Annotated in this window: 17 protein-coding genes, 1 pseudogene and 1 riboswitch; of the genes and pseudogenes, 14 read left to right on the forward strand and 4 right to left on the reverse strand. The window is 56.4% G+C overall.

Features of this window, described 5'->3' with window-relative positions:
- The first annotated feature begins 57 nt into the window (after positions 1–57).
- The 8 genes from HMPREF1255_RS07705 to HMPREF1255_RS07740 all read left to right on the forward strand — a co-directional run bounded on the left by HMPREF1255_RS07705 (position 58) and on the right by HMPREF1255_RS07740 (position 13,184).
- Entirely contained in the window at positions 58–1,503 is a 1,446-nt protein-coding gene (locus HMPREF1255_RS07705; protein ID WP_024111586.1) for an FAD-dependent oxidoreductase, read from the forward strand.
- Between the two features lie 111 nt (positions 1,504–1,614).
- Positions 1,615–3,474, forward strand: coding sequence for a translational GTPase TypA (gene typA, locus HMPREF1255_RS07710; protein ID WP_024111507.1), 1,860 nt, complete (start codon positions 1,615–1,617; stop codon positions 3,472–3,474).
- A 173-nt stretch (positions 3,475–3,647) separates the two neighbouring features.
- Positions 3,648–3,861, forward strand: a riboswitch (cobalamin riboswitch).
- A 33-nt stretch (positions 3,862–3,894) separates the two neighbouring features.
- Positions 3,895–6,237 carry an anaerobic ribonucleoside triphosphate reductase gene (locus HMPREF1255_RS07715; protein ID WP_024111613.1) on the forward strand — a complete coding sequence of 781 codons (2,343 nt, stop codon included), beginning with the start codon at positions 3,895–3,897 and terminating at the stop codon, positions 6,235–6,237.
- Between the two features lie 8 nt (positions 6,238–6,245).
- The gene (gene nrdG, locus HMPREF1255_RS07720; RefSeq protein ID WP_036917693.1) at positions 6,246–6,770 is read left to right on the forward strand and encodes an anaerobic ribonucleoside-triphosphate reductase activating protein; all 525 of its coding nucleotides are present in this window, start codon (positions 6,246–6,248) and stop codon (positions 6,768–6,770) included.
- Between the two features lie 55 nt (positions 6,771–6,825).
- The gene (locus HMPREF1255_RS07725; RefSeq protein WP_016456694.1) at positions 6,826–7,428 is read left to right on the forward strand and encodes an ECF transporter S component; all 603 of its coding nucleotides are present in this window, start codon (positions 6,826–6,828) and stop codon (positions 7,426–7,428) included.
- Positions 7,403–9,697 (forward strand): ATP-binding cassette domain-containing protein, encoded by a 2,295-nt coding sequence (locus HMPREF1255_RS07730; protein ID WP_024111487.1) that lies wholly within the window; start codon positions 7,403–7,405, stop codon positions 9,695–9,697. Before HMPREF1255_RS07725 ends, HMPREF1255_RS07730 begins: the two co-directional genes overlap by 26 nt.
- Before the next feature lie 17 nt (positions 9,698–9,714).
- A complete protein-coding gene (locus HMPREF1255_RS07735; RefSeq protein ID WP_024111406.1) occupies positions 9,715–11,451 on the forward strand; it encodes an ABC transporter ATP-binding protein in 1,737 nt (578 codons plus the stop codon).
- Between the two features lie 2 nt (positions 11,452–11,453).
- Entirely contained in the window at positions 11,454–13,184 is a 1,731-nt protein-coding gene (locus tag HMPREF1255_RS07740) for an ABC transporter ATP-binding protein (RefSeq protein ID WP_024111492.1), read from the forward strand.
- Between the two features lie 62 nt (positions 13,185–13,246).
- On the opposite strand, the gene HMPREF1255_RS07745 is transcribed toward HMPREF1255_RS07740, so the two are convergent.
- On the reverse strand, positions 13,247–13,498 hold the full coding sequence (locus tag HMPREF1255_RS07745) for a hypothetical protein (RefSeq protein ID WP_024111396.1): 252 nt from the start codon (positions 13,496–13,498) through the stop codon (positions 13,247–13,249).
- Positions 13,499–13,587: 89 nt separating this feature from the next.
- Here HMPREF1255_RS07745 and HMPREF1255_RS07750 point away from each other — a divergent pair, with 89 nt between their 5' ends.
- From HMPREF1255_RS07750 to HMPREF1255_RS07765, 4 genes are all read left to right on the forward strand, one after another.
- Positions 13,588–14,043, forward strand: a complete 456-nt coding sequence (locus HMPREF1255_RS07750; RefSeq protein WP_024111472.1) for a DIP1984 family protein — start codon at positions 13,588–13,590, stop codon at positions 14,041–14,043.
- 380 nt (positions 14,044–14,423) lie between these two features.
- Positions 14,424–16,091, forward strand: a complete 1,668-nt coding sequence (locus tag HMPREF1255_RS07755) for a ribulokinase (protein ID WP_024111574.1) — start codon at positions 14,424–14,426, stop codon at positions 16,089–16,091.
- Between the two features lie 3 nt (positions 16,092–16,094).
- Complete coding sequence (locus HMPREF1255_RS07760) at positions 16,095–16,793, forward strand: L-ribulose-5-phosphate 4-epimerase (protein WP_024111357.1); 699 nt, start codon at positions 16,095–16,097, stop codon at positions 16,791–16,793.
- A gap of 27 nt (positions 16,794–16,820) precedes the next feature.
- Positions 16,821–17,882 carry an NAD-dependent glycerol-3-phosphate dehydrogenase gene (locus HMPREF1255_RS07765; RefSeq protein WP_024111453.1) on the forward strand — a complete coding sequence of 354 codons (1,062 nt, stop codon included), beginning with the start codon at positions 16,821–16,823 and terminating at the stop codon, positions 17,880–17,882.
- Between the two features lie 73 nt (positions 17,883–17,955).
- Here the strand turns inward: HMPREF1255_RS07765 and HMPREF1255_RS07770 are convergent, their stop codons facing one another.
- Entirely contained in the window at positions 17,956–18,858 is a 903-nt protein-coding gene (locus HMPREF1255_RS07770; protein ID WP_024111460.1) for an ATP-binding protein, read from the reverse strand.
- A gap of 22 nt (positions 18,859–18,880) precedes the next feature.
- Entirely contained in the window at positions 18,881–19,156 is a 276-nt protein-coding gene (locus HMPREF1255_RS09960) for an AAA family ATPase (protein WP_197016988.1), read from the reverse strand.
- Positions 19,157–19,458: 302 nt separating this feature from the next.
- Here HMPREF1255_RS09960 and HMPREF1255_RS09965 point away from each other — a divergent pair, with 302 nt between their 5' ends.
- On the forward strand, positions 19,459–19,740 hold the full coding sequence (locus tag HMPREF1255_RS09965) for an AAA family ATPase (protein ID WP_197016989.1): 282 nt from the start codon (positions 19,459–19,461) through the stop codon (positions 19,738–19,740).
- Positions 19,716–20,636, forward strand: coding sequence for an ATP-binding protein (locus HMPREF1255_RS07780; protein WP_024111636.1), 921 nt, complete (start codon positions 19,716–19,718; stop codon positions 20,634–20,636). Before HMPREF1255_RS09965 ends, HMPREF1255_RS07780 begins: the two co-directional genes overlap by 25 nt.
- Positions 20,637–20,739: 103 nt before the next feature.
- Here the strand turns inward: HMPREF1255_RS07780 and HMPREF1255_RS07785 are convergent.
- Positions 20,740–21,369, reverse strand: a pseudogene (locus tag HMPREF1255_RS07785) (ADP-ribosylglycohydrolase family protein); the annotation flags it as partial.
- Positions 21,370–21,447: the final 78 nt, after the last annotated feature.

The raw sequence follows: 21,447 nt of genomic DNA on the forward strand, positions 1-21,447 counted from the left end.
GCGTGGCGTTGGAACACGCGCTCATTTTTTGTCGGTGGCATCTGTCATGATTGAACCATGAGTGAGCACTTCGATCTTTGTGTAATTGGTTCGGGATCCGGGCTTGCGGTGATGCCGCCCGAGGTTACCGAGCGCTGGCAGACGGCTCTGATCGATCCGGGCACGGGCCCTACCCAAGCTTTCGGCGGCACATGTTTGAATGCCGGTTGCATCCCTTCGAAGATGCTCTCCATTCCTGCGTCTAGCGTCGCTCAGGTGCCGGACGCGGAACGAATGAATGTCTCCTTAACCTCGCAAGGCATCGATTTCGATGCTCTTCGCAAGCGCACTTTCAACCGCACGGATGCCATCTCTGATGGCGGTCTTGAGTGGCAGCTGAGCCGCGAAAACGTGCAGGTTTTCCGCGACTACGCGCATTTCCTCGACGAGCACACGCTCCAGGTTGGCGACGAAATCATAACTGCCGATAGGTTCGTAATCGCTGCGGGCTCTCGTCCTAGGCAGACGGATAAGCCGGGCTTCAACGAGCGTGATCTGCAGCCGTTCGTCCACACCAGTGAATCCGTCATGCGCATTGAGGAGGTGCCGGAGCGCTTGGTGATTCTGGGCGGCGGTACCGAGGCCGTCGAGTTTGCCCACATCTTCTCCGCATTGGGTTCGACGGTCACGGTGATTAACCGCAGCGGCACTCTTCTTCGCAAGATGGATGAGGATATTGCCAAGGCCGTCACCGATGCGCTGAGCGAGCGCGTTGCCGTTAGGCTGAATCAGAGCTATCAGAGCGTGGATGCGGCTCCCGAGGGCGGGGTGGTGGTCACGGCCAAGGACTCTTCTGGCATCGAGTACACCTATCAGGCGGACATCGTGCTTTCGGTCATCGGTCGCGTGCCCAACGCAGATGTTTTGGACGTGGAGAAAGCTGGCGTGGAGCTGGACGATTCCGGTCTGATTATTACCGACGAGTTGCAGCGCACCAGCGCAGACCATATTTGGGCAATAGGCGATATCTGCAACACGCACATGCTCAAGCACCTCGCTAACGTGCAGGCTCGAGTCGTTCTCGCAGACATCAAGGCTAAGCTCGCTGGCGACGAGCTGAAGGTTGAGGATAGGCCCGGCCCGCGCAATCAAGACGTTGTGCCGATGGGCATCTACATCACTCCGGAGGTCGGCAGCATTGGCCTTACAGAGCAAGAGGCCAAGGAAATCGGTCCCTACGCGGTATTCACTCAGAAGTTCTCCGACACGGCTTGGGGCTGGGCAATGAATGACGAGGGTCACTTCGCCAAGATCCTGGCCAAGCCGGATGGCACGTTGCTCGGCGCGCACATCGTCGGCCCGCAGGCGACTTCTCTGCTGCAGCCGATTATTTCCGCAATGGTGGCCGGTCTTAGCGCCAGGGAGGCAGCGGACAGGCAGTTCTGGCCGCACCCGGCGCCCGTCGAGGTCGTGGAAAATGCGCTGCTCGGCGTCGCAGAAGAAGCCGAAAAACTAAACGCCTAGGCAGGACTATTGCGTCCTTTAGGGCGAGTTATGAAAGTGGTGGTGTCAACCGTATTTAGCGAGCGGGCCTGCGGGGCGTACACTTTTTGAGGTTTAACTTAAAGGAGACTGATGCCAGTACGTGAAGATCTACGTAACATCGCTATCGTCGCACACGTCGACCATGGCAAAACTACGCTCGTTGACGCCATGCTTTGGCAGTCTGGTGTTTTCCGAGAGGGCGCGGATGTTGCCACACGGGTGATGGATTCGATGGATCTTGAGCGCGAAAAGGGCATCACCATTCTCGCTAAGAACACCGCAATACGTCACAACGTTGGCGGCGCCGAGGCGGTCATCAACATCATCGATACCCCCGGTCACGCTGACTTCGGCGGCGAGGTTGAGCGCGGCCTAGAGATGGTTGACGGCGTTCTGCTACTCGTCGACGCATCGGAGGGCCCGCTGCCGCAGACTCGCTTCGTGCTCAGCAAGGCACTGGAAAAGAAGCTGCCGATCATCGTTGTTATCAACAAGGTGGATCGTCCTGACGCCCGCATCGAGGCCGTTGAGGAGGAAACCTACGAGCTGTTCCTAGACCTAATCGCTGACGACGACGAGACGGGTCTCGACTTCCCGGTCGTCTACGCCTCCGCCAAGGCCGGTAAGGCATCTTTGAACCGTCCCGCAGACGGTGAACTGCCCGACAGTAACACGCTCGAGCCGCTGTTCAAGGTGATCATGGACACCATCCCTGCTCCGACCTACGAGGAAGGCGCGAGCCTGCAGGCCCACGTAACAAACCTCGATTCCTCGCCGTACCTTGGCCGCCTAGCGCTTTGCCGCATCGTCGCAGGTGAAATCACCCGAGGCCAGACGGTCGCCTGGATCCGTCGTGACGGCTCGGTCAAGAACGTTAAACTTTCCGAGCTCCTGATGACCGATGGTCTGGAGCGCGTCTCCGTAGAGAAGGCAGGCCCTGGCGACATCATCGCAGTCGCTGGCATCGACGAGATCACCATCGGTGAAACTCTCGCCGACCCGGAGAACCCGGTTGCTTTGCCGCTTATCCACGTCGACGAGCCTTCGATTTCAATGACCATCGGTATCAACACCTCGCCGCTTGCCGGGCGTTCCGGTACTCAGCTGACGGCTCGTCTGGTTAAGAACAGGCTCGACGCCGAGCTCATCGGTAACGTATCCATCCGTGTTCTGCTCACCGAGCGCCCAGACACCTGGGAGGTTCAGGGCCGTGGTGAGCTGCAGCTCGCCGTCTTGGTGGAGATGATGAGGCGCGAAGGCTTCGAGCTTACCGTCGGTAAGCCGCAGGTCGTCACCCAGGAGATTGACGGAGTAACTCAGGAGCCGACCGAGCGCCTGACCATCGACATCCCCGAAGAGCACCTTGGAGCAGTCACCGAGCTGCTTGGTCAGCGCAAGGGGCAGCTCGAGAAGATGTCGAACAACGGTTCCGGCTGGGTTCGCCTGGAATACGTAGTGCCTAGCCGTGGCATGCTCGGTTTCCGCACTGAGTTCCTGACTAACACTCGAGGCACCGGCATTATGAACCACGTCTTCGAGGGCTACACGCCTTGGGTTGGCACGCTGCGCACCCGTCAGACCGGGTCGCTGGTTGCTGACAGGCAGGGCACCGTCAATAGCTATGCATTGTTCAACCTGCAAGAGCGCGGCACTCTGTTTGTTGCTCCGGGCGACGACACCTACGAGGGCATGGTTGTCGGCGAGAACTCTCGTCCCGACGACATGGATGTCAACCCCACCAAGGAAAAGCATTTGACCAACATGCGTTCGGCCACCGGCGACGAGCTTGAGCGGTTGATTCCGCCACGCAGGATGAGCCTGGAGCAGTCGCTGGAGTATTGTGCTGCCGACGAGTGCCTAGAGGTCACCCCGGACGTTGTTCGCGTCCGCAAGGTTCTGCTGGACGCTCGCGACCGCGCGAAGGCCCGCAACCGAGCTAAGAACTCTTAATCGAATAAACTCTAAACGTGTGGGTCATGCTTTCGGGCGTGGCCCACATCTTTATTAATTTGCCCACTCCGCACGAACGCGCATCGACTATTTTGGCCCATTCGGCGGACGCAAGAATCTTTTCGTTTAACCGGTTCGATGGTGTGTCCGGGTGGATATGGCACAAGATCAGGAGTACCTTATCTAGTGCTGGTTCACCACAGTGGCCACTAGATGCAGTGGTTTTGGGGTGACGCAAGAGGGAATCCGGTGAGAATCCGGAGCTGTCCCGCAGCGGTAATAGGGAACGAACGGCGAACAGAAGCACTGGCTGAAAAAGGCTGGGAAGCGCGCTAAGTAGGTTTTAGCCCTTAAGTCCGAATACCTGCCGGCATATCGCAAAGAGGTTTTGCGATTTAATCCGAGCTTCGAGGAGAAAGCATGTCGGTTGAAACGCGCGCGCACACGCACGTCATTACCCCAATTTCTATTCACAAGCGCGATGGCAGGGTCGTCGATTTCGATCTAGGCAAGGTCATCGACGCGCTGACCAAGGCATTCGCCGCCACGGATCAAGACAACCCCAAGCAGCACGCACATCAGGTTTCGTTCGGAGTGCTCGCAGAGTTGCAGCGTCGCGAGCTGAGCACCCCGAGCGTCGAGGATGTGCAGAACATCGTCGAGGACACCCTGATGCGCTACGGCTATCCTCACACCGCGAAGGCCTACATTCTTTACCGCAACGAGCGCACTCGCGCCCGGGAGGCGCAAAACCGCCTGATGCAGTCGTTCGACAAAATCACCTTCGGCGCCGAGATATCGGATGCTCAGCGCGAGAATGCCAACGTCGACGCAAATTCCGCAATGGGCACCATGCTCCAGTATGGTTCCGAATCGGCCAAGCAGTTCAACATCCTTCGGGTGCTTAACCCTGATCACGCCGCGGCTCATGTCGCAGGCGATATTCACATTCACGACCTAGACTTCCTGACGCTGACCATGACCTGCTGCCAGATCAGCCTTCGCGATCTGTTCAAGGGTGGCTTCTCAACTGGCCACGGCGTCATCCGTGAGCCCAAGTCGATCACCTCTTACGCCTCGCTGGCCTGTATTGCGATCCAGTCCAACCAGAACGATCAGCATGGCGGCCAGGCGGTGCCGAACTTCGACTACGACATGGCCGATGGCGTGCGCATGACCTTCAATTCCATCTACCGCTCGAACCTCGCGAAGGCGTTCAGGCTTTTCGGTGCCGAAGAAGCCGCCGAAAAACTAGGTGATGTCGAGCTGCGCGCAAGGCTTTCTGCCACCGACGACGTTTTGAAGCAAGAGGCCGAAGAGCTCTCGGAGGCACTCGGAATCGAGTTAAAGACCGTTGTCAAGGTGCAGAAATTCGCTCTTAAAGAGGCCGAAACCGAGACTCGTCGTGCCACCTATCAGGCCATGGAAGCCTTCCTGCACAACCTGAACACTATGAATTCCCGTGCGGGGGCGCAGACTCCGTTCTCTTCAATCAACTTCGGAACGGACGTCAGCGCGGAGGGCAGGCTCGTCATGCAGCAGCTGCTGCTGGCGACGGAGGCAGGGCTGGGCCACGGCGAAACCGCGATCTTCCCGATCCAGATTTTCCGTGTCGCAGAGGGCGTAAACCTGAACCCCGGCGACCCGAATTACGACCTCTTCCAGCTGGCCTGCAGGGTCAGCGCCAAGAGGCTGTTCCCGAACTTCTCGTTCCTGGACTCGCCCTTCAACCGGCAGTACTACAAGCTCGGCCACCCGGAAACCGAGGTCGCATACATGGGCTGCCGTACGCGCGTCATGGGCAACGTCGCCGACCCCACACGCGAGATCACTCACGGACGTGGCAACTTGTCCTTCACGTCGATCAACCTGCCGAGACTGGCGATCGAAGCTAGGGGATCTATCTCCGAGTTCTTCAAGAGCCTAGATTCCGAAATCGATCTGGTCATCGACCAGCTACTCGAGCGACTAGCCATCCAAAGCAAGCGTCGAGTCTGCAACTTCCCGTTCCTGATGGGGCAGGGCGTCTGGATCGACTCTGAGAAGCTCGATTGGAAGGATCAAGTGGCGGAAGTGCTAAAGCACGGCACCTTAGCCATCGGCTTCATCGGCTTGGCCGAGACCCTGATAGCGCTGATCGGCGAGCATCACGGCCAGTCGGAGAAGGCCCAGGCGCTGGGGCTGGAGATCGTCCGCCAGATGCGTCGTCGCACGGACGAAGCCGCAGAGAAATACCGGCTCAATTTCTCGTTGATTGCCACTCCCGCCGAGGGGCTGTCAGGGCGCTTCGTCCGCATGGATAAGGAGCGCTACGGCGACATCGAGGGCGTCACCGACAAGGACTACTACACCAACTCGTTCCACATTCCGGTGGCATTCAACATCAGCGCCTTCGACAAAATCCGCCTCGAGGCTCCCTACCACGAGCTGACCAACGGCGGGCACATCTCCTACATCGAGCTTGACGGCGACCCAACCAAGAACCTCAGTGCATTTGAGGCCGTCGTAAGGCAGATGTATGCGTCTGGAATTGGCTACGGGGCCATCAACCACCCGGTCGACCGCGACCCGGTTTGCGAGTTCACCGGATGCATCGATGATGAGTGTCCGAACTGTGGCCGTCACGAAACTCCCGATAAGCCGTTTGACCGCATCCGCCGTATCACCGGATATCTAGTTGGCACCCTCGACCGCTTCAACGACGCCAAGCGCGCCGAAGAAGCAGACCGCGTCAAGCACGGCTCAAGAAGCCCCCTGATCTAGTGGTCAAGATCAGGGTCGCGGGCACCTTGAGTGATTCCATCGTGGACGGGCCCGGCCTGCGCTACGTGGTGTTCACTCAGGGTTGCCCGCTTGCTTGCAAGGGGTGCCACAACCCGGCGACTTGGGACAACAACGGTGGCAAAGAGTTAGACGTTGAGCAGATTTGCGCGGATATGTTCGCAAATCCGATGCTGACCGGTCTGACGCTCTCAGGTGGAGAACCCAGCCTGCAGGCCGGTGCTTGCGCACTGCTAGCTAAAGCCGCAAAGTCTAGGGGCATGAGCGTGTGGTCTTACTCGGGATACCGAATCGAGCGGCTGCTCGAACGCTCACGCACACAACCCGATATCCTCGCATGGCTGAATGCTCTCGACGTGTTGGTGGATGGCCCTTTCGTTCTAGCTAAGAGAACGTTGAGCCTTCCTTGGCGCGGCTCCACCAATCAGCGACTGATTGATGTGCCAGCAACACTATTGGCCGGCGTGGCAGTGGAATGCGCTAAAACGAATATCGAAAGCTATTCACAAAATTAAGCACCAAGGGTACCCTTAGTTGAGAATCGTTTTCTTTTTAACTTAGGAGTGCAGAGTGGCGCAAGACCAAAAGGCCGGCGAGACCGTCCACACATCCGCGCGTAAGGGGCTAGCGAATTCGGTTTTGGGCACCCGAAACCTGATGATGGTGGCGGCGCTTTCCGTCGTCGGATTGATACTGCTTATCCCCTTGAACTACATCGCCCCAGCGTTCGGAGCATCCCCTAAATCCGTTTGGATCGGCTGCTCCATGATGGGCCTTTGGGTGATTCCGTATCTGCTGCCCTCGACGGTTGTGCGGCGCCCAGGTGCGACGATGGTGGCTTCGTTGATCATGGGCGTGATATCGATTTTCACCACTCCGGCCGGCCCGTCCGCCGTGATAGGTAATCTGATCGGCGGCGCATTCATCGAGTTGCCTTTGGCCTTTACGCTCTACAAAAGGTGGAACAACTGGATGTTCATGATCTGCGCTGGCCTTTTCGGCACCCTGAATGGAATGATGTACCTGGCGCTGCTTAGTTCCATTACAAGCGCAAAAATGAACTCCTTAATTGTGGTTACGTCCATTGTTTCGGCCTTACTGGGCGGCCTGGCGACAATCGGTATCACCAAATTGCTTAACCGGGCCGGTGTCGGCGTGGCTAACCGTGCCTGAGTCGCTGGTGGGCACCGCTGGAGTTTGCGACGTTCAGCTAAGTGTCGAGGGTCTATCGGCGCATTATTTGGGGCAGGAACGTTGGGTGCTTGATGAGGTTGGCCTGAGCAATTTAGCCGGCCAAGTCAGCGCGGTGGTCGGGCCATCGGGATGTGGCAAAACTACATTGGTGCGCACGATTTGCGGCCTGGTGCCACACTGCCTGCCGAGCGAATATCGCGGTAGCGTCAAACTGCAGGGTGTCGAGATCGCCGACGCGAGCGTCCAGTTCATTGCCGAGCGGGTGGCATATGTCGGTCAGAATCCGGATGCTGCCATCATCACTAGAAGCGTCCACGACGACATCGCCTTCGCGCTACAAAATCTTTGTTTACCCGGCTGTGAAATTGAAACGAGGGTTCGCGATGCGGCCGAAAAGGTTGGGCTGACGGATTACCTTTGGGCCGACCCCTGGACGCTTTCGGGTGGGCAACGTCAGCGGCTGGCGATCGCCGTTGTGTTGGCGATGAGTCCTAAGCTGCTGGTCTTAGATGAACCAACTTCAAACATTGATGCGCTTGGACGTCAACAGTTTTATCAGCTAATCAGCCAGCTGGTGGCTGCCGGCACTGGCGTGGTGGTGATAGACCACGATCTAGACCCGATTCTGCCGATCGTCGATCAGGTAATTGCCCTTGATGCCGAGGGCGCAGTCATTGCCGCTGGCCCACCCAGGCAGGTTTTTTATCAGCACACCACCCAGCTCGAACAGGCCGGCATCTGGTTACCGCGGGCGGTGCGGGCAGGCAATACTCAAGCCTTGACCTGCCAGGAAGCCGAAATTGAGCTGCCAGGGTTGGAGCAAGTTTGTGGCTCTCAGGTGCGCTACTGGCGCAAGGAAACATCGGGCTGGAGGTTGGTCGAAGAAATCGACAACTGCCCGAAGGGCCAGCCGCAACTGGAACTGAAAGACTTCGCGGTTCCCGGACGTTCGCCTGCCATCAGAGCGCGGTTGGCGGGTGGTGAATTTGTCGGGCTGCTTGGGCAAAACGGCGCAGGCAAAACTTCTCTGCTCTCAGCGCTTGCCGGGCTGCTCAGCTTCGACGGGCAAGCACAGTTGGAGGGTTCGCGTCTGCGCAAAGGCAAACATGGCATCGGCTACGTGTTCCAAAACCCCGAACATCAAATGGTGGCGGCAACCGTCGAGAAAGAGCTGGCGGTTGGCGGGGCCGATGCGCAAACCGTCGAAGATCTGCTTGCTCGCTTTCATCTGGAGGCGGTCAGTCAGCAACACCCGTTGACGCTTTCTGGTGGCCAACAGCGCAGACTTTCGGTTGCGACGATGGTGGCCGAGCAGCGGGCTATCATCGTCCTAGACGAGCCGACGTTTGGCCAAGATTGGGACAACACCTGTGAACTGATGGACTTCATTGGCCAACTTTGCGCTCAGGGGCACACTGTCTTGATGGCCACTCACGACATCGAGTTGGCGTTGGATAACTGCAGCCACCTGATTGCCCTGCCAGCTAGGCAAAGTCAGCCGGCCGAGCCTAGGCATAATGGGCGAGAGAATCGTCGCGGGCTGTTTAGTGCTTTGAATCCGCTGACGCTGTTCTTCGCGCTGCTGCCGCTGATGGTGACGATCTTCGTAGTCAAACAGGCCTCGCTGAATCTGACTTTGTTATGCCTGGAAACTGTGCTGATGTTTGCAGCTAGGGCGCAGCGAATGCGCACATTAATCGGCGTCTTGGCGCCTTGGGCGGCCACCGGATTTCTGTTTTGGGTTTTCTCGCGGGCAGACGTGCTGGAAAACATCTCGAAAATGCAGGACCCCGGCGACGCACTAACCGCCGGCAGCGGCATCGGAGCGTTGCTTTCGCTGATTTTCCTATCCGGCATGGCCAGCCAGCCGGAGGAACTGCTGGTGACGATGAGCACGACATTCAAAGTGCCGTATCGAATAACTTCGGCGGGCACTGCTGCGGTGGCCTTCGTCACCCGCTTTAGCGAGGATTTCGCCTTGATTAGAACCGCGAAAGCGCTTCGCGGGGTGGGTGACAAGGCAGGACCGTTGGCTCCCGCGCTCAGATGGTTCGGTTCTTTCTTGCCGCTGGCGATTCTTGCGGTTCAGCACGGCGAGCGGGTGGCGCTGTCGATGGATTCTCGTGGCTTTGGCGCCTATCGAAAGCGAACTGAGTTAATCGACGTGCCATGGCGGCTCGTCGATTGGGTAGTTGTGGCTCTGCTTTGGCTCTTAGCGGTGGGGCTGTGGGTTTTCTTGCCAGCCTGATTGATTAGGAAATGTGAATGAGTGTTTCAATTAGCAATATGTTGAGGCCCGCCCGAACCTCGATGATAGTTTCCGGGCTTCTAACCGCCACAGGTGCGGTTTTTAGGTTAGCTCCCTTCGTGGCGATGCAACAGATGGCAGCAATCTGGCTGGGTGAAAAACACCCCGAAGGCTGGTCTGGCAACCCTTGGGTGCTTGCCCTTGTCGCGCTGGTTTGCCTGCTCGCCTCCCAGCTGCTCTACATGGGTGGGCTTGGCGTGACGCACCTCTCCGAGGCGAAGCTGAGGCACAAGCTTCGTCGTCGCGTGGTTGACTCGATCGGGTCGCTGCCGCTGGGCAAAGTGGAGGTCATTCCGCACGGGCGGCTGCGAAAGATCGTGTGCGACGACACCTCCGCCATCCACACGCTCGTCGCCCATGTGCCAGGCGATGCGACGAACGCCGTCGTTTCTCTGCTGGCCGGGTTTGTCTATCTCATGGTCGTCGATTGGCGGATGTGCCTGGCGCTATTTGGCATCTGGATTGTGGTGGTCGTCGGATTGCAGGCCGCCCACATGCGCGGCTACGCGAAGATCACCGAACGATTCGGCGTCGCCCAGACTGATCTGGCCTCGGCGACGGTCGAGATGTTGGAGGGCATCAAAGAGATCAAAAACTTCCAGGCCGTTGATGCCACTAGGACGCGCTTTAACCGGGCCCGAGAAAAGTTTTCGGACATCTCCTACGAATGGGTCAGCCAGTCCGGCAAGGCGATCAGCGCGACAGGGGCGCTGCTTCGTCCAGCCGTCATTTTTGTCACTGTGGCGATTCTGTCGGTGGTATTCGTCAATAACGACTGGATGCTGCTTTCTGCCACGCTGCCGTTCTTTCTGGTGGCTCCGGGAGTTCCCGATGGGCTTTCGGTGCTGCTTGGCATGACGCAACATATTTACGACGCCAGGCTGGCCTCGCAGACCACGGCAAAGCTGCTATCTGAAGAACCCATGCCCGCCGGCGACTTCGCCGACGGTGACGGCCAGGCTCCCGGCCAGGTCGAAATGGTCGACGCGAAATTCTCCTACGAGCCAGGAGATCCGGTTATAGACGGGATTTCTTTCGTCGCGCGCCCAGGAACGGTTACCGCGCTGGTCGGGCCGTCAGGCGGCGGAAAATCCACTCTGGCGAAACTGATCGCCAGATTCTACGACCTGGATGAGGGCACTGTAAAGGTGAGTGGTGTTGATGTTCGTCAAGCTAGTTTCTCCTGGCTGCTTTCCAGGGTGGCAATCGTGCTTCAAGACATTGCGCTGTCGAACGACACCGTGTTTAACAACATAGCCCTGGGCAAACCGACTGCGAGTCTTGAAGAAGTGCAAGAGGCAGCGAAAAGGGCCTGCATCCACGAGCGAATCACACAACTGCGCAATGGCTACGACACAGTGCTCGGCGAAGAGGGCGGTTTCTTGTCCGGCGGCGAACGCCAGCGCGTCACCTTGGCTAGGGCCTATTTGCAGGATGCGTCGATTCTGATTCTCGACGAGGCAACCGCACAGGCCGACCCGCAGTCCGAGTGGCAGATCCATCTTGCGCTATCCGGTCTTGCCAAGGGCCGAACGGTGATCATGATCGCGCACCGGCTGGCCACGGTTCGCGACGCCGACCAGATCCTCGTCGTCGATGGCGGACGAATAGTTGAGCGCGGAACCCACGATCAGCTGCTGGCGCATGATGGCAAATATTCCGCCATGTGGAGCCTCCAGATGGAAGGTGAATAAACATGTGGAAGTTAATGACTCGAATTGTCGATGCAGGTAAATTGCGTTCGAACATTGCTTGGTTCGTGGTTTCGGCCATTCTTCAGGGGCTCACGCTGGCCGCGATGATACCGTTCCTGCGCTCCTTCTATTCGCGGTCTGGCCAGACACAAACCTGGCTAATCGTGGTGGTTGCGCTGGGCATAGTCACATTTGTCATTGATGCTGTGGCAATGTTCTTGTCCTATCGGGTCAGCGTGTACGTGATCTGTGACTCGATGATTTCGAGTCTTGCCGAACACGTCCTGGCGCTGCCGCTCGGCTGGTTCAACGCCCAGCGCGAAGCGGCCGTGGCAAACGCCAACTCGAAAGAGGTTAACACGCTTTCACACTTGGCCTCGCTGGTTATTCCGAGCCTGTGCAATGCCTTCATCACGCCTCTGGTGGTGCTGGTGGCCACGGCCTTCGTGTCTTGGCCGCTTGCTTTGATAATGGCCGCGGTGATCGTCCCGCTCTACCTGATTTGGCGCAAGATGTCGGCCGCTACCACCAGGGCCAATGAGCTGGAGGACCGAACATCGCGGTTGGTGGCTGGCCGCCTGATTGAGTTCGCCCGACTGCAACCAGTTTTGCGAGCCACCGGTCGAGTGATGAATTGGGAGCCTGTGGTGCAGGCGCTCGATGCGGACAGCCGCGCAACGCTATCGGGCTTGAGAATCAAGGGCCGGCCCGCCCAGGGGTTCAGCCTGGTGGTTAACCTGGCATTCGCCTGCGTGCTGTGCCTGGGGGTTTCGATGGTCAGCGGCTATCACCTAGACCCGATCAGTTACCTGGTGGTGTTGGCTATCAGCGCGCGGATGTTGCTGCCGCTCACCGAGGCCGCACTGTTGTCCACGGAGCTCAATAACGCCGAGGTAGCTATGCGTTCGGTGTGCGAGATTTTGGACGCTCGGCCATTGCCCGAACCTGACCGGGACGAAGCTCAGGTTACGAAGGGCCAAGAGATCGTCTTCGACGGTGTGACATTCGGCTACGACTCCGAGCGCAGAGTTTTAGACGGCGTCGAGCTGCGCGCACAGCAGGGCAAAGTCACGGCTCTCGTCGGACCGTCGGGGGCCGGTAAATCAACCGTCCTTCGGCTGGCAGCCAGGTTCTGGGACGTCGATTCGGGGTCGGTGAAGATCGGGGGAGTGGACGTCAGAAACATCCCAACAAAGGAGCTGATGGCGTCCATATCACTGGTGTTCCAAGACGTTTATCTCTTCGACACAACCATTAGGGAAAACCTGCGCCTGGCCAAGCCCGATGCCACCGACGGCGAATTGGAAGTGGCTGCTCGGCGCGCCCAGTTAGATCGGGTTATTGATGCACTGCCCAATGGCTGGGAAACGAATGTCGGCCCTGCTGGGTTGAGCCTTTCGGGAGGCGAACGCCAGCGCGTCGCAATTGCGCGGGCATTCCTGAAAGACGCACCGATTCTGCTGCTCGACGAGATCACCTCCGCGCTCGATAGCGAAAATGAATCGGCGATCACGAAGGTGGTCAGCGAGCTTTCAGCCGGGCGAACGGTGATCGTCGTTGCACACCGGCTATCTACGATCCGAGACGCCGATCAGGTTGTGTTCTTGCAGCCCGGCGAGAATGGCGCCCACGTGGCCCAGGTCGGCTCGCCCTCGCAGTTGGCTGTTATCCCAGGACCGTTCCGTGACTTCCTTGAGGCGGCGTCTAACGCATCTTGGAGTATCAAAAACTAGAAAATAAAAAGCGGGGTGTGGCTGGATTATCTGCCGGCCGCACCCCGCTTTGTTATGAAAAATTAGTTGTCACGACGCCTAATGGCGACCGCAACCGCAGGGGCGACCAGGCCAAGCAGCGCCAGCTCGGTGAGCGGCAGGCTGCCTGCGGAACCGGTGGTCGGAAGACCACGGGCTGCCTTCTTGGCGTTAGCCGCGCGCTTCGGGCCCTGAGCATTGTTTTTGCCTTGGTTCTGTTCCGTCCTCTGATCAGCCAGCACGCTGACGTTGGCGTTAAGAACCAGAGTGCCTTTTCGAGATTGTTGCACCCCCATTGTTTAGCTGCTTTCCGGGCAATCAGAGCCCAGAACGGTTACTTTGTGGTTTTTACGCTGGTGCTTTTGCTCACAGATAAACTTGGCGCATGTTATTAGCCGAAGCGCTTGCAATGCGCGCCGATATCCAACGCAGGCTGACTTCCCTTAAGGGCAGGTTGCTGAAGGTGGCCCGCGTCCAAGAAGGGGAGAGGCCCGACGAAGATCCGGCCAAGCTGCTTTCAGAAAGCGAAGAGCTGATGCGTCAGCTCGAAGAACTAATCTGCAGAATTAACGCCACTAACTCTGTGACGAAGTTCGACGAGACCCGCACGCTTACCGACGCGATAGCTGCCCGGGACGTCGCTCTGATGCGCAGGCGTCTGCTTGCCGAGACGGCTGACGCTGCGAGCACCCGTCAAGACGTCTATTCTCGCTCCGAGGTGCGTTATGTCTCTTCCGTGGACGTGCCCAAGCTGCGCGCCCAGGCCGATGAGGCGGCGAAAGAATACCGCCTTCTGGACACTAAAATCCAGCAGCTGAACTGGCTGACCGAACTTAACTAAAAAGACTCGTTGGTAGTCTCGCGAATTTGGCGAGCGTCACCGCGGCCGACGGCTTCGGCCACATGGCAGTCCGACATAGGCCCGGACTAGGGCGTTCAATCCGCCCGAAATCACTCAGGGCCTATGCACGGCGCACAAGAGCACTACGCGATAGCGTGGCATGGCTTATTGATTCACTACCGGACGCTGAAAAATCGCGAGGCGAGGGTGGGTTCGGGGACCTGTCTTTTAGCTTTTAGATTGAAGAGCCAGCTATGGCGAAAGCAGTTTCGTGTAAAGTTGCAAAGTATCAGTGATTCAGTTCAAGGAGGGGCTGGGTCATTGCTTTGTTAACTAGCAAAAACTCCTCGTATTGAGGAACCGAGTACGAAAAGGCGAAGATGCCAGAAACTAAGTATCTAGTCGGTATTGACTTTGGAACACTATCTGGGCGTGCTGTTGTGGTTCGCGCAGACAACGGTGAAATGCTTGGCACTGCTGTTGCCGAGTATCCGCACGGCGTCATGGACGAGACGCTGGATAGCGCTGATGGCCAGGCGCTGCCGCCGGGCTACGCGTTACAGGATCCGGGCGATTATGAGTACGTTCTTCGCCGTGTAGTTATTGGAGCCGTCAAGGACGCCGGAATCGACCCCACTAATGTGGTCGGAATTGGCGTGGACTGCACGTCGGCAACCGTCTTGGTAACGGACAAATACGGCGTGCCGCTTTGCAAGAAACCCAAGTATGCGAATAATCCGCATTCTTGGATCAAGCTGTGGAAGCACCACGGTGCGCAGGAGCAGGCGGACCGCCTGGTTGCCGCCGCTAAGGAACGTAACGAGCCTTGGCTGGCCCGTTACGGTGGAGTCCTTTCTTCCGAGCTGCTGCTGCCGAAGGTCCTGGAGACCTACGAGAAGGCCCGCGATGTTTACGACGGAGCTTCTTACTTCGTCAACATGATGGACTGGCTGACCTGGAAGTTGACAGGAAAATTGACTTACGCGGCTGGCGACTCTGGCTACAAGCGCATGTACCAGGATGGCCATTACCCCTCGCACGAATACCTGGAATCGGTTTCTAAGGGCTTCGGCACTGTTTTCGAGGACAAGATGTCTGGCCCGATTCTGCCGTTGGGAGCCAAAGTTGGTGGTTTGCATAGCGAACCTGCAGCAATTCTGGGGCTGCCTGAAGGAATCGCAGTCGCTTCTGGCAATATTGACGCGCACGTTGTTGTTGCTGGCGCTAACGCCGTCAAGCCTGGTCAGTTGACCGCCATCATGGGCACCTCCAGTTGCTACGTAGTTAACGATAAGGAATTGCACGAGGTGCCTGGCACCTTCGGTGTTGTTGATGGTGGCGCTGTTGACGGTGCCTGGGGTTACGAGGCAGGCCAGACGGCAGTTGGCGACATTTTCGCGTGGTACACCGAGAACTGCATCCCTGCAAGGTACGAGGATCTCGCCAAGGAGAAGGGCGTTTCCGTCCACGAGCTGCTTTGCGAACTAGCCATGCAGCAGAAGATTGGCGAACACGGTCTAGTAGCGCTGGATTGGCATAACGGCAACCGTTCAATTCTTTCCGATTCGCGCCTTTCGGGCACGATCATGGGCTTGACCCTAATTACAAAACCGGAAGAGATCTACCGAGCACTACTCGAATCGACCTGCTTCGGTGCGCGCGTGATTATCGAAAACTTTGAGCAGTACGGCGTCAAGATCGACGAGATTGTTGCCGCAGGTGGTCTGCTGAAGAACGAGTTCTACATGCAGATGCTCGCGGACATCACCCGCAAGCCGATCACGATTTCGACGGCTCCGCAGACTGGCTCCTTGGGTGCTTGCGTCTTCGCTGCCACTGCCGCCGGTATCTACCCATCGGTATTCGAAGCTGCTGAGGCAATGGCACAGACCGAGCAGTACAAGTACAAGCCGAACGAGCCCAGCTCCAAGGAGTACGACGTGGTCTTCAGCTTCTACAAGGAACTGCACGATCACTTCGGGCGTGGCGAGACCGACATCATGGCAAGGATGAAGGCATTCCAGAGCGAGCAGAAGGAAAAGAAGTAGTAAATGCACATTTCTGATTTTTCGTCCGATATCCGCGACCGCATTCAGTGGACTCGCGAGAAGGTGGCAAAGCTGCACGCCGAACTGCCGGCAAACCAGTTGGTTGTATGGACGGCGGGCAATGTCTCCGAGCGCGTTGAGGGCGAGGACCTGTTCGTCATCAAGCCTTCGGGTGTGCGCTACGACGAGCTAGAGTCCGGCAAGATGGTGGTCTGTGACCTTGACGGCAACAAGATCGACGACGACACCTCGAAGGGTCTGAACCCGTCGTCGGACACTGCCGCTCACGCATACGTCTACCGCCACATGAGCGAGGTGGGCGGGGTTGTGCACACGCACTCGCCGTACGCCACCGCTTTTTCTGCCGTGCGCAAGCCCATCCCATGCGTGCTTACTATGATCGCCGACGAGTTCGGCGGCGAGATTCCCGTTGGGCCGTTCGCGATCATCGGTGACGACTCGATTGGCAGGGGAATCGTCGAGACGCTCAAGTCTTCGCGGTCCCCAGCTGTGCTGATGGCTAACCACGGCCCATTCACTGTGGGCGAGGACGCAACCGCAGCCGTGAAGGCGGCGGTGATGGTGGAAGAGGTCGCCAAGACCGTGGCGATCGCTAATTCCCTGGGCGAGGTGGTGCCGGTTGAGTCCGAGGCCATCGACAAGCTCTGGGAACGCTACCAAAACGTCTACGGCCAGAACTAAAGCTTCAATCAATAGGAAGGATTTGTTATGGCAACGATGGTTGTTTTGGGCAGTGGAATTATGGCCACCGCTCTGTCATTCCCGGTCACTGAGAACGGCCACGAGGTTCGCCTTGTCGGCACTCATCTCGACCGCGATATCATCGATTCAATCCAGAAGACCGGGGTGCACCCTAATCTTGGTCTGAAGGTCAACGAGGGCATCAAGGCTTACCAGCTCGAGGACGCTGCCGAGGCGTTTGAGGGTGCGGATGTCGTCATGTGTGGCGTTAACTCGTTCGGTATCGAGTGGATCGCCGAGCAGTTCAAGACCCTGCTGAAGCCGGGTCAGAAGTTGCTTTGCGTGACTAAGGGCATGCGCACAGACGAGGACGGCACCTTGCATCTGCTGCCAACCATTATTCAGAACGCGCTGCCCAAGGAACTTGTCGATCAGGTTTCTTGGAACGCTGTTGTCGGCCCGTCGATTGCTGGCGAGGTTGCCGTTCATCACGACACTTGCGTCGTGTTCTGTGGCCACGATCAGGGCGATCTGGATTATCTGGCTGACATGTTCCGCACGGATTACTACCACGTGTGGACTTCGTTGGACTTCGTTGGCCACGAGACCGGCGCTGCAACTAAGAACATCTATGCGTTCGCTGCCGGTTTCGCTAAGGGCATGCTTAAGGCTGCTGGCAAGGAGAACGACAAGTACGTCATGTACAACTACTCCTCGGCCGTGTTTGCTCAGGGCGCTAAGGAGCTGATCCAGTTCATCAAGCTGATGGGCGGCGATCCGAATACGGGCATCGGCCTGGGTGGCGTTGGCGACATGTTCGTCACCTCCATGGGCGGACGTAACGTAAAGGCCGGCACTTTCGTCGGCCAGGGCGTGCCGTTCTCTGAGGTGCGTAGCGTCCACATGAAGGGCGTGACGCTGGAGGGCGTCGCCGCCATTTCGGTGGTTGGTAAGGCACTGCGTGCGCTGACCAAGCGCGGCGTGATCAAGGAAGAGGATTTCCCGCTGTGCCGCTTCCTGTATTCGGTTGTCGAGGAGGACCACCCGCTGGAGATGCCGTGGGATGAGTTCTTTGCGGACTTGAAGTGAACTGATTACTGCTAATAAAAGAGCTGACCACCCGATCGGGTGGCCAGCTCTTTTTAATTGGCGTTTCGTTTATCTAACGCCATTCGAGAAGAAAATCGATGATGCTCTTATGCACTATTCCGTCACGGCTGAGATCGATGCTGTCCATGCTCAGAACCTGTTTGGGGTAGTTGTCTGAGACATTTTCGAAAACCGAGAATTCCCGGTCTGGCGTCTCTTGAGACGCGAGCAGATAACTCACCTGGTAATAGCTGATCTGGGCGTCCTTTTTGGCGACGAAGTCGATCTCCTTGCTGCCTACCTTTCCGACACGAACTTCGTATCCCCTCGAACGAAGTTCCTGGTAAACGATGTTTTCTAAGACCAGCTCAATGTCGCTCTCGTTGCTGAGACCTAAAGCGAGCCGGTACCCATGGTCTGCGCAAGAGTATTTTTCTTTTGTTTGCATTGCGGCTTTGCCTTTTACGTCGAAACGGTTCACTCGGTCGAGTAAGAAAGCCTGTGAACAGTATTCGAGGTAGTCAAGGATCGTGTCGACGCTGGCGGTTCTGCGCTCGTTCTTTAAGAACTTGGCAATAGAGCTGGCAGAGAATGTTGTTCCGATGTTTGCGAAGGCATAACGCGTTGTCCGGCTGAATAGGTCAACGTCTCTGATTGCGTTGTGCTCGACGACATCCTTGAGGACGGTGGAGTCGTAGAGACCCTGTAGGTACTGAATGATTGGTTCACGCTGGAAATCAAAGTATTTCAGCCCCGGCATACCTCCGAATCGGATGTAATTGATGAAAGTTTCTGATTTATTTTCCTGAGGATAGAGGCGGTTGAACTCGCCAAAGCTGAGTGGCTGGATGCGAAATTCAATGTATCGTCCGGCAAGGTTTGTGGCTAGATCTCCTGAGAGCATTTTCGAGTTTGAGCCGGTTAGGTAGATGTCGCAGTTCCAGCTAACCCGAAGTGCGTTGATGGCTTTTCCCATCCAGGAACCTGCTGTACCTCGTCTAAGAAAAAAAGGTTCTTTTGCTTTTGTCTGGTGCTAGTTCAGTGAGCGTCGAAATCAATTCGTCAGGAGTTCTTATCGATATACCTTCGATGGATTCGAGGTTGAGCTTCACGAAGGCAGCCTCTGGCCGTTGAGACCGAATTTCGTCCTCGATGAGTTTAAGGGTCGTAGATTTCCCACACCTGCGGACGCCGGTCAGAACCTTGATTGTTGGCGTGTCGGCGTGGGGCATTATCCGCTCTATGTAGCGCGGTCTATCGATTATGTTCGTCATAGTTCTCCTAAAAGGCACCTGTTTCGATCATAATCGAAATATTTCGATTAATAAGAGTTTTATAGATCGTAATCGACGAAACTCTCATTCTGCCTTTGACGGGTTTGTGCTTTGTTGTCCCGCAAGTCTCTAACAGCCTTGAGGCGTAATCTGTGCCGATCCTAGAAGGGGAACGCAGTAATTCTCCCATGCTCATTGGCCGTGAGGTTTTCTGCGAATTGAAGCTACTGCAATGATTTGGTTAGTTCTACTGCAATGATTTGGTAAAAGCTACTGCAATGATTTGGTAATAGGGTGTGGTTGTGGTTCCTCGGATCGCTAGTGAATACCTCGCACGGTTGGGCCAATGGTTTCCTGTAGTTTCTGTTACCGGGCCGTGGCAGAGCGGAAAATCGACTCTGGTTAGAGCGACGTTTCCAGAGTATGAGTATGTGAACTTAGAAGACTGCAACCTGAGACTGGCGGCAATGGAAGACCCGATCGGTTTTCTTGCTGCGCATCCCGCGCCGTTGATTATTGATGAGGTGCAACATGCGCCCGATCTTTTTCGGCAATTCAAGTGCGATCCGACGAAATTGGCGTGACCGGTCAGTACGTTCTCACCGGGTCGCAGAATTTCTTGTTGCTCAAAAGCGTTGGTCAATCGTTGGCAGGCAGGGTCGGGATACTTCAACTTTTGCCCCTAACCTGGCAAGAGAGTAGGGCAATCGAGCCGCCACCAACCCTGAGTGAAGCGCAAGTAGTTGGCGGGTATCCGAGAATCTATGATGCAGGCATCCCCGCTCCTGTTTTCATGCCCAACTATGTACGTACCTACGTAGAGCGTGATGTTGCGGGGTGCCTCAGCGTACGTAATATTGATGAGTTCCGTGTCTTTTTGCAGTTGTGCGCTGAAGCAAGTGGGAACCTCGTCAACTATGCCGGATTTGCTCGAGACATTAGCGTTAACTACCGCACAGTGAAGGAGTGGACGTCAATATTGCAATCGTCATACATCACTTTTCTGCTGCATCCTTATTTCGCTAGTGGAGCGAAACGGGTTGTGAAGACTCCCAAATTGTTCTTTTATGATACTGGTCTGCTGTGCCACCTTCTGGGAATCCATAGTGTTGCAGAGCTATTGACTCACCCGAAACGAGGAGCTGTTTTCGAGAATTTTGTCGTCGCCGAGATTCGTAAACAATATCTGCACAAGGGAATCGAGCCGGAACTTTACTTTTACCGGGATGATTCAAAGCGCGAAATTGATCTACTTGATTTAACTCAGCGTGGGGATCGACGCATGTTCGAGATCAAATCGTCGATGACTATGCACGATAAATTTGGTCGTCATCTTCTCTCGGTCGGTGAAATCTTGGGAATACCACCGGAAAACCGTGCGGTGATTTACCAGGGTTCGGAGTCGTGTAAGGCGGAAAATTTCGCTGTTTTAGCTGCTGAAAAGTTTCTAGCGGACTATCCGAAAACTGGTCAGAGATAAGCGTGGGCAGCTAATTGATCTAACTTTGTAAGTTAAAAACTGTGTGCGGGAAGATGTTTGGACTGCATAAAAGTCAGCATTAAAAGTGTCTTTTATATCTTGATTAAGCGCAGGCGTTTGAGGGGGTTAAGAAATGGCTTCGGCGAATCTGCTGGCTGCGTCTTCCAGGTATTCGCGTTTCTTTAGTGCGTTCAGCCAGTTTTCGGGGGATTTCTTTAACGCCATATATCGCTCCAGCAGCTGCGCCTGCGATGGTTGCGTATGTGTCGGTATCGTATCCGAACTTTACAGTTGTCTGTATTGTTTCGGCGTAAAAGCTGGAATGAAGCAGGGAGTAGATCGCGATCTCTAGCGTGTCCACAACGTAGCCAGAGGAGTTGATCTCTTCGGGTTTTATAGATGCGAAGTCGGGACTAAGAATCCGCGAATGCGTCTTCAGTGCTTCTTGCCAGTTAGCTTCGGGCAGATAGTTTTCGTAGCGAACGCCTTGTGCTTTTGCAAAGGCATCACGGACCGATTGGCCTGTGAGTATTTCGTGCAGCAACTCGTCGAAGAAAATACAGGAGAATTTTGCGATGGGGTGAGCGTGGGTCAGCGACGAGGCTTGGCAGATCAGCTCATACCGTTCCGATCGGTCTAACCCCTTGCTGTACGCGAATATCGTTATCGGAAATATCCTCATCAATGAGCCATTGCCGTTGTCTCTGGGTTGTTTCCCTCCGCTTTCTAGGGCTGGGGTGCCATCGCCATCTCCAGTTTTTGCTAGCCGATAGCCTACGTCCGTTTGTTATCCGAGGACGTGGAAACGGTC

The sequence above is a fragment of the Propionimicrobium sp. BV2F7 genome, from assembly GCF_000510445.1.
GTDB classification, from domain to species: Bacteria; Actinomycetota; Actinomycetes; order Propionibacteriales; family Propionibacteriaceae; genus Propionimicrobium; species Propionimicrobium lymphophilum.

Bases quoted from the DNA above. Each gene is read 5' to 3' on its own strand.
- HMPREF1255_RS07705 (WP_024111586.1), top strand. From the start codon at position 58: ATGAGTGAGCACTTCGATCTTTGTGTAATTGGTTCGGGATCCGGGCTT.
- typA (WP_024111507.1), top strand. From the start codon at position 1,615: ATGCCAGTACGTGAAGATCTACGTAACATCGCTATCGTCGCACACGTC.
- HMPREF1255_RS07715 (WP_024111613.1), top strand. From the start codon at position 3,895: ATGTCGGTTGAAACGCGCGCGCACACGCACGTCATTACCCCAATTTCT.
- HMPREF1255_RS07735 (WP_024111406.1), top strand. From the start codon at position 9,715: ATGAGTGTTTCAATTAGCAATATGTTGAGGCCCGCCCGAACCTCGATG.
- HMPREF1255_RS07740 (WP_024111492.1), top strand. From the start codon at position 11,454: ATGTGGAAGTTAATGACTCGAATTGTCGATGCAGGTAAATTGCGTTCG.
- HMPREF1255_RS07745 (WP_024111396.1), bottom strand. From the start codon at position 13,498: ATGGGGGTGCAACAATCTCGAAAAGGCACTCTGGTTCTTAACGCCAAC.
- HMPREF1255_RS07750 (WP_024111472.1), top strand. From the start codon at position 13,588: ATGTTATTAGCCGAAGCGCTTGCAATGCGCGCCGATATCCAACGCAGG.
- HMPREF1255_RS07755 (WP_024111574.1), top strand. From the start codon at position 14,424: ATGCCAGAAACTAAGTATCTAGTCGGTATTGACTTTGGAACACTATCT.
- HMPREF1255_RS07760 (WP_024111357.1), top strand. From the start codon at position 16,095: ATGCACATTTCTGATTTTTCGTCCGATATCCGCGACCGCATTCAGTGG.
- HMPREF1255_RS07765 (WP_024111453.1), top strand. From the start codon at position 16,821: ATGGCAACGATGGTTGTTTTGGGCAGTGGAATTATGGCCACCGCTCTG.
- HMPREF1255_RS07770 (WP_024111460.1), bottom strand. From the start codon at position 18,858: ATGGGAAAAGCCATCAACGCACTTCGGGTTAGCTGGAACTGCGACATC.
- HMPREF1255_RS09960 (WP_197016988.1), bottom strand. From the start codon at position 19,156: ATGACGAACATAATCGATAGACCGCGCTACATAGAGCGGATAATGCCC.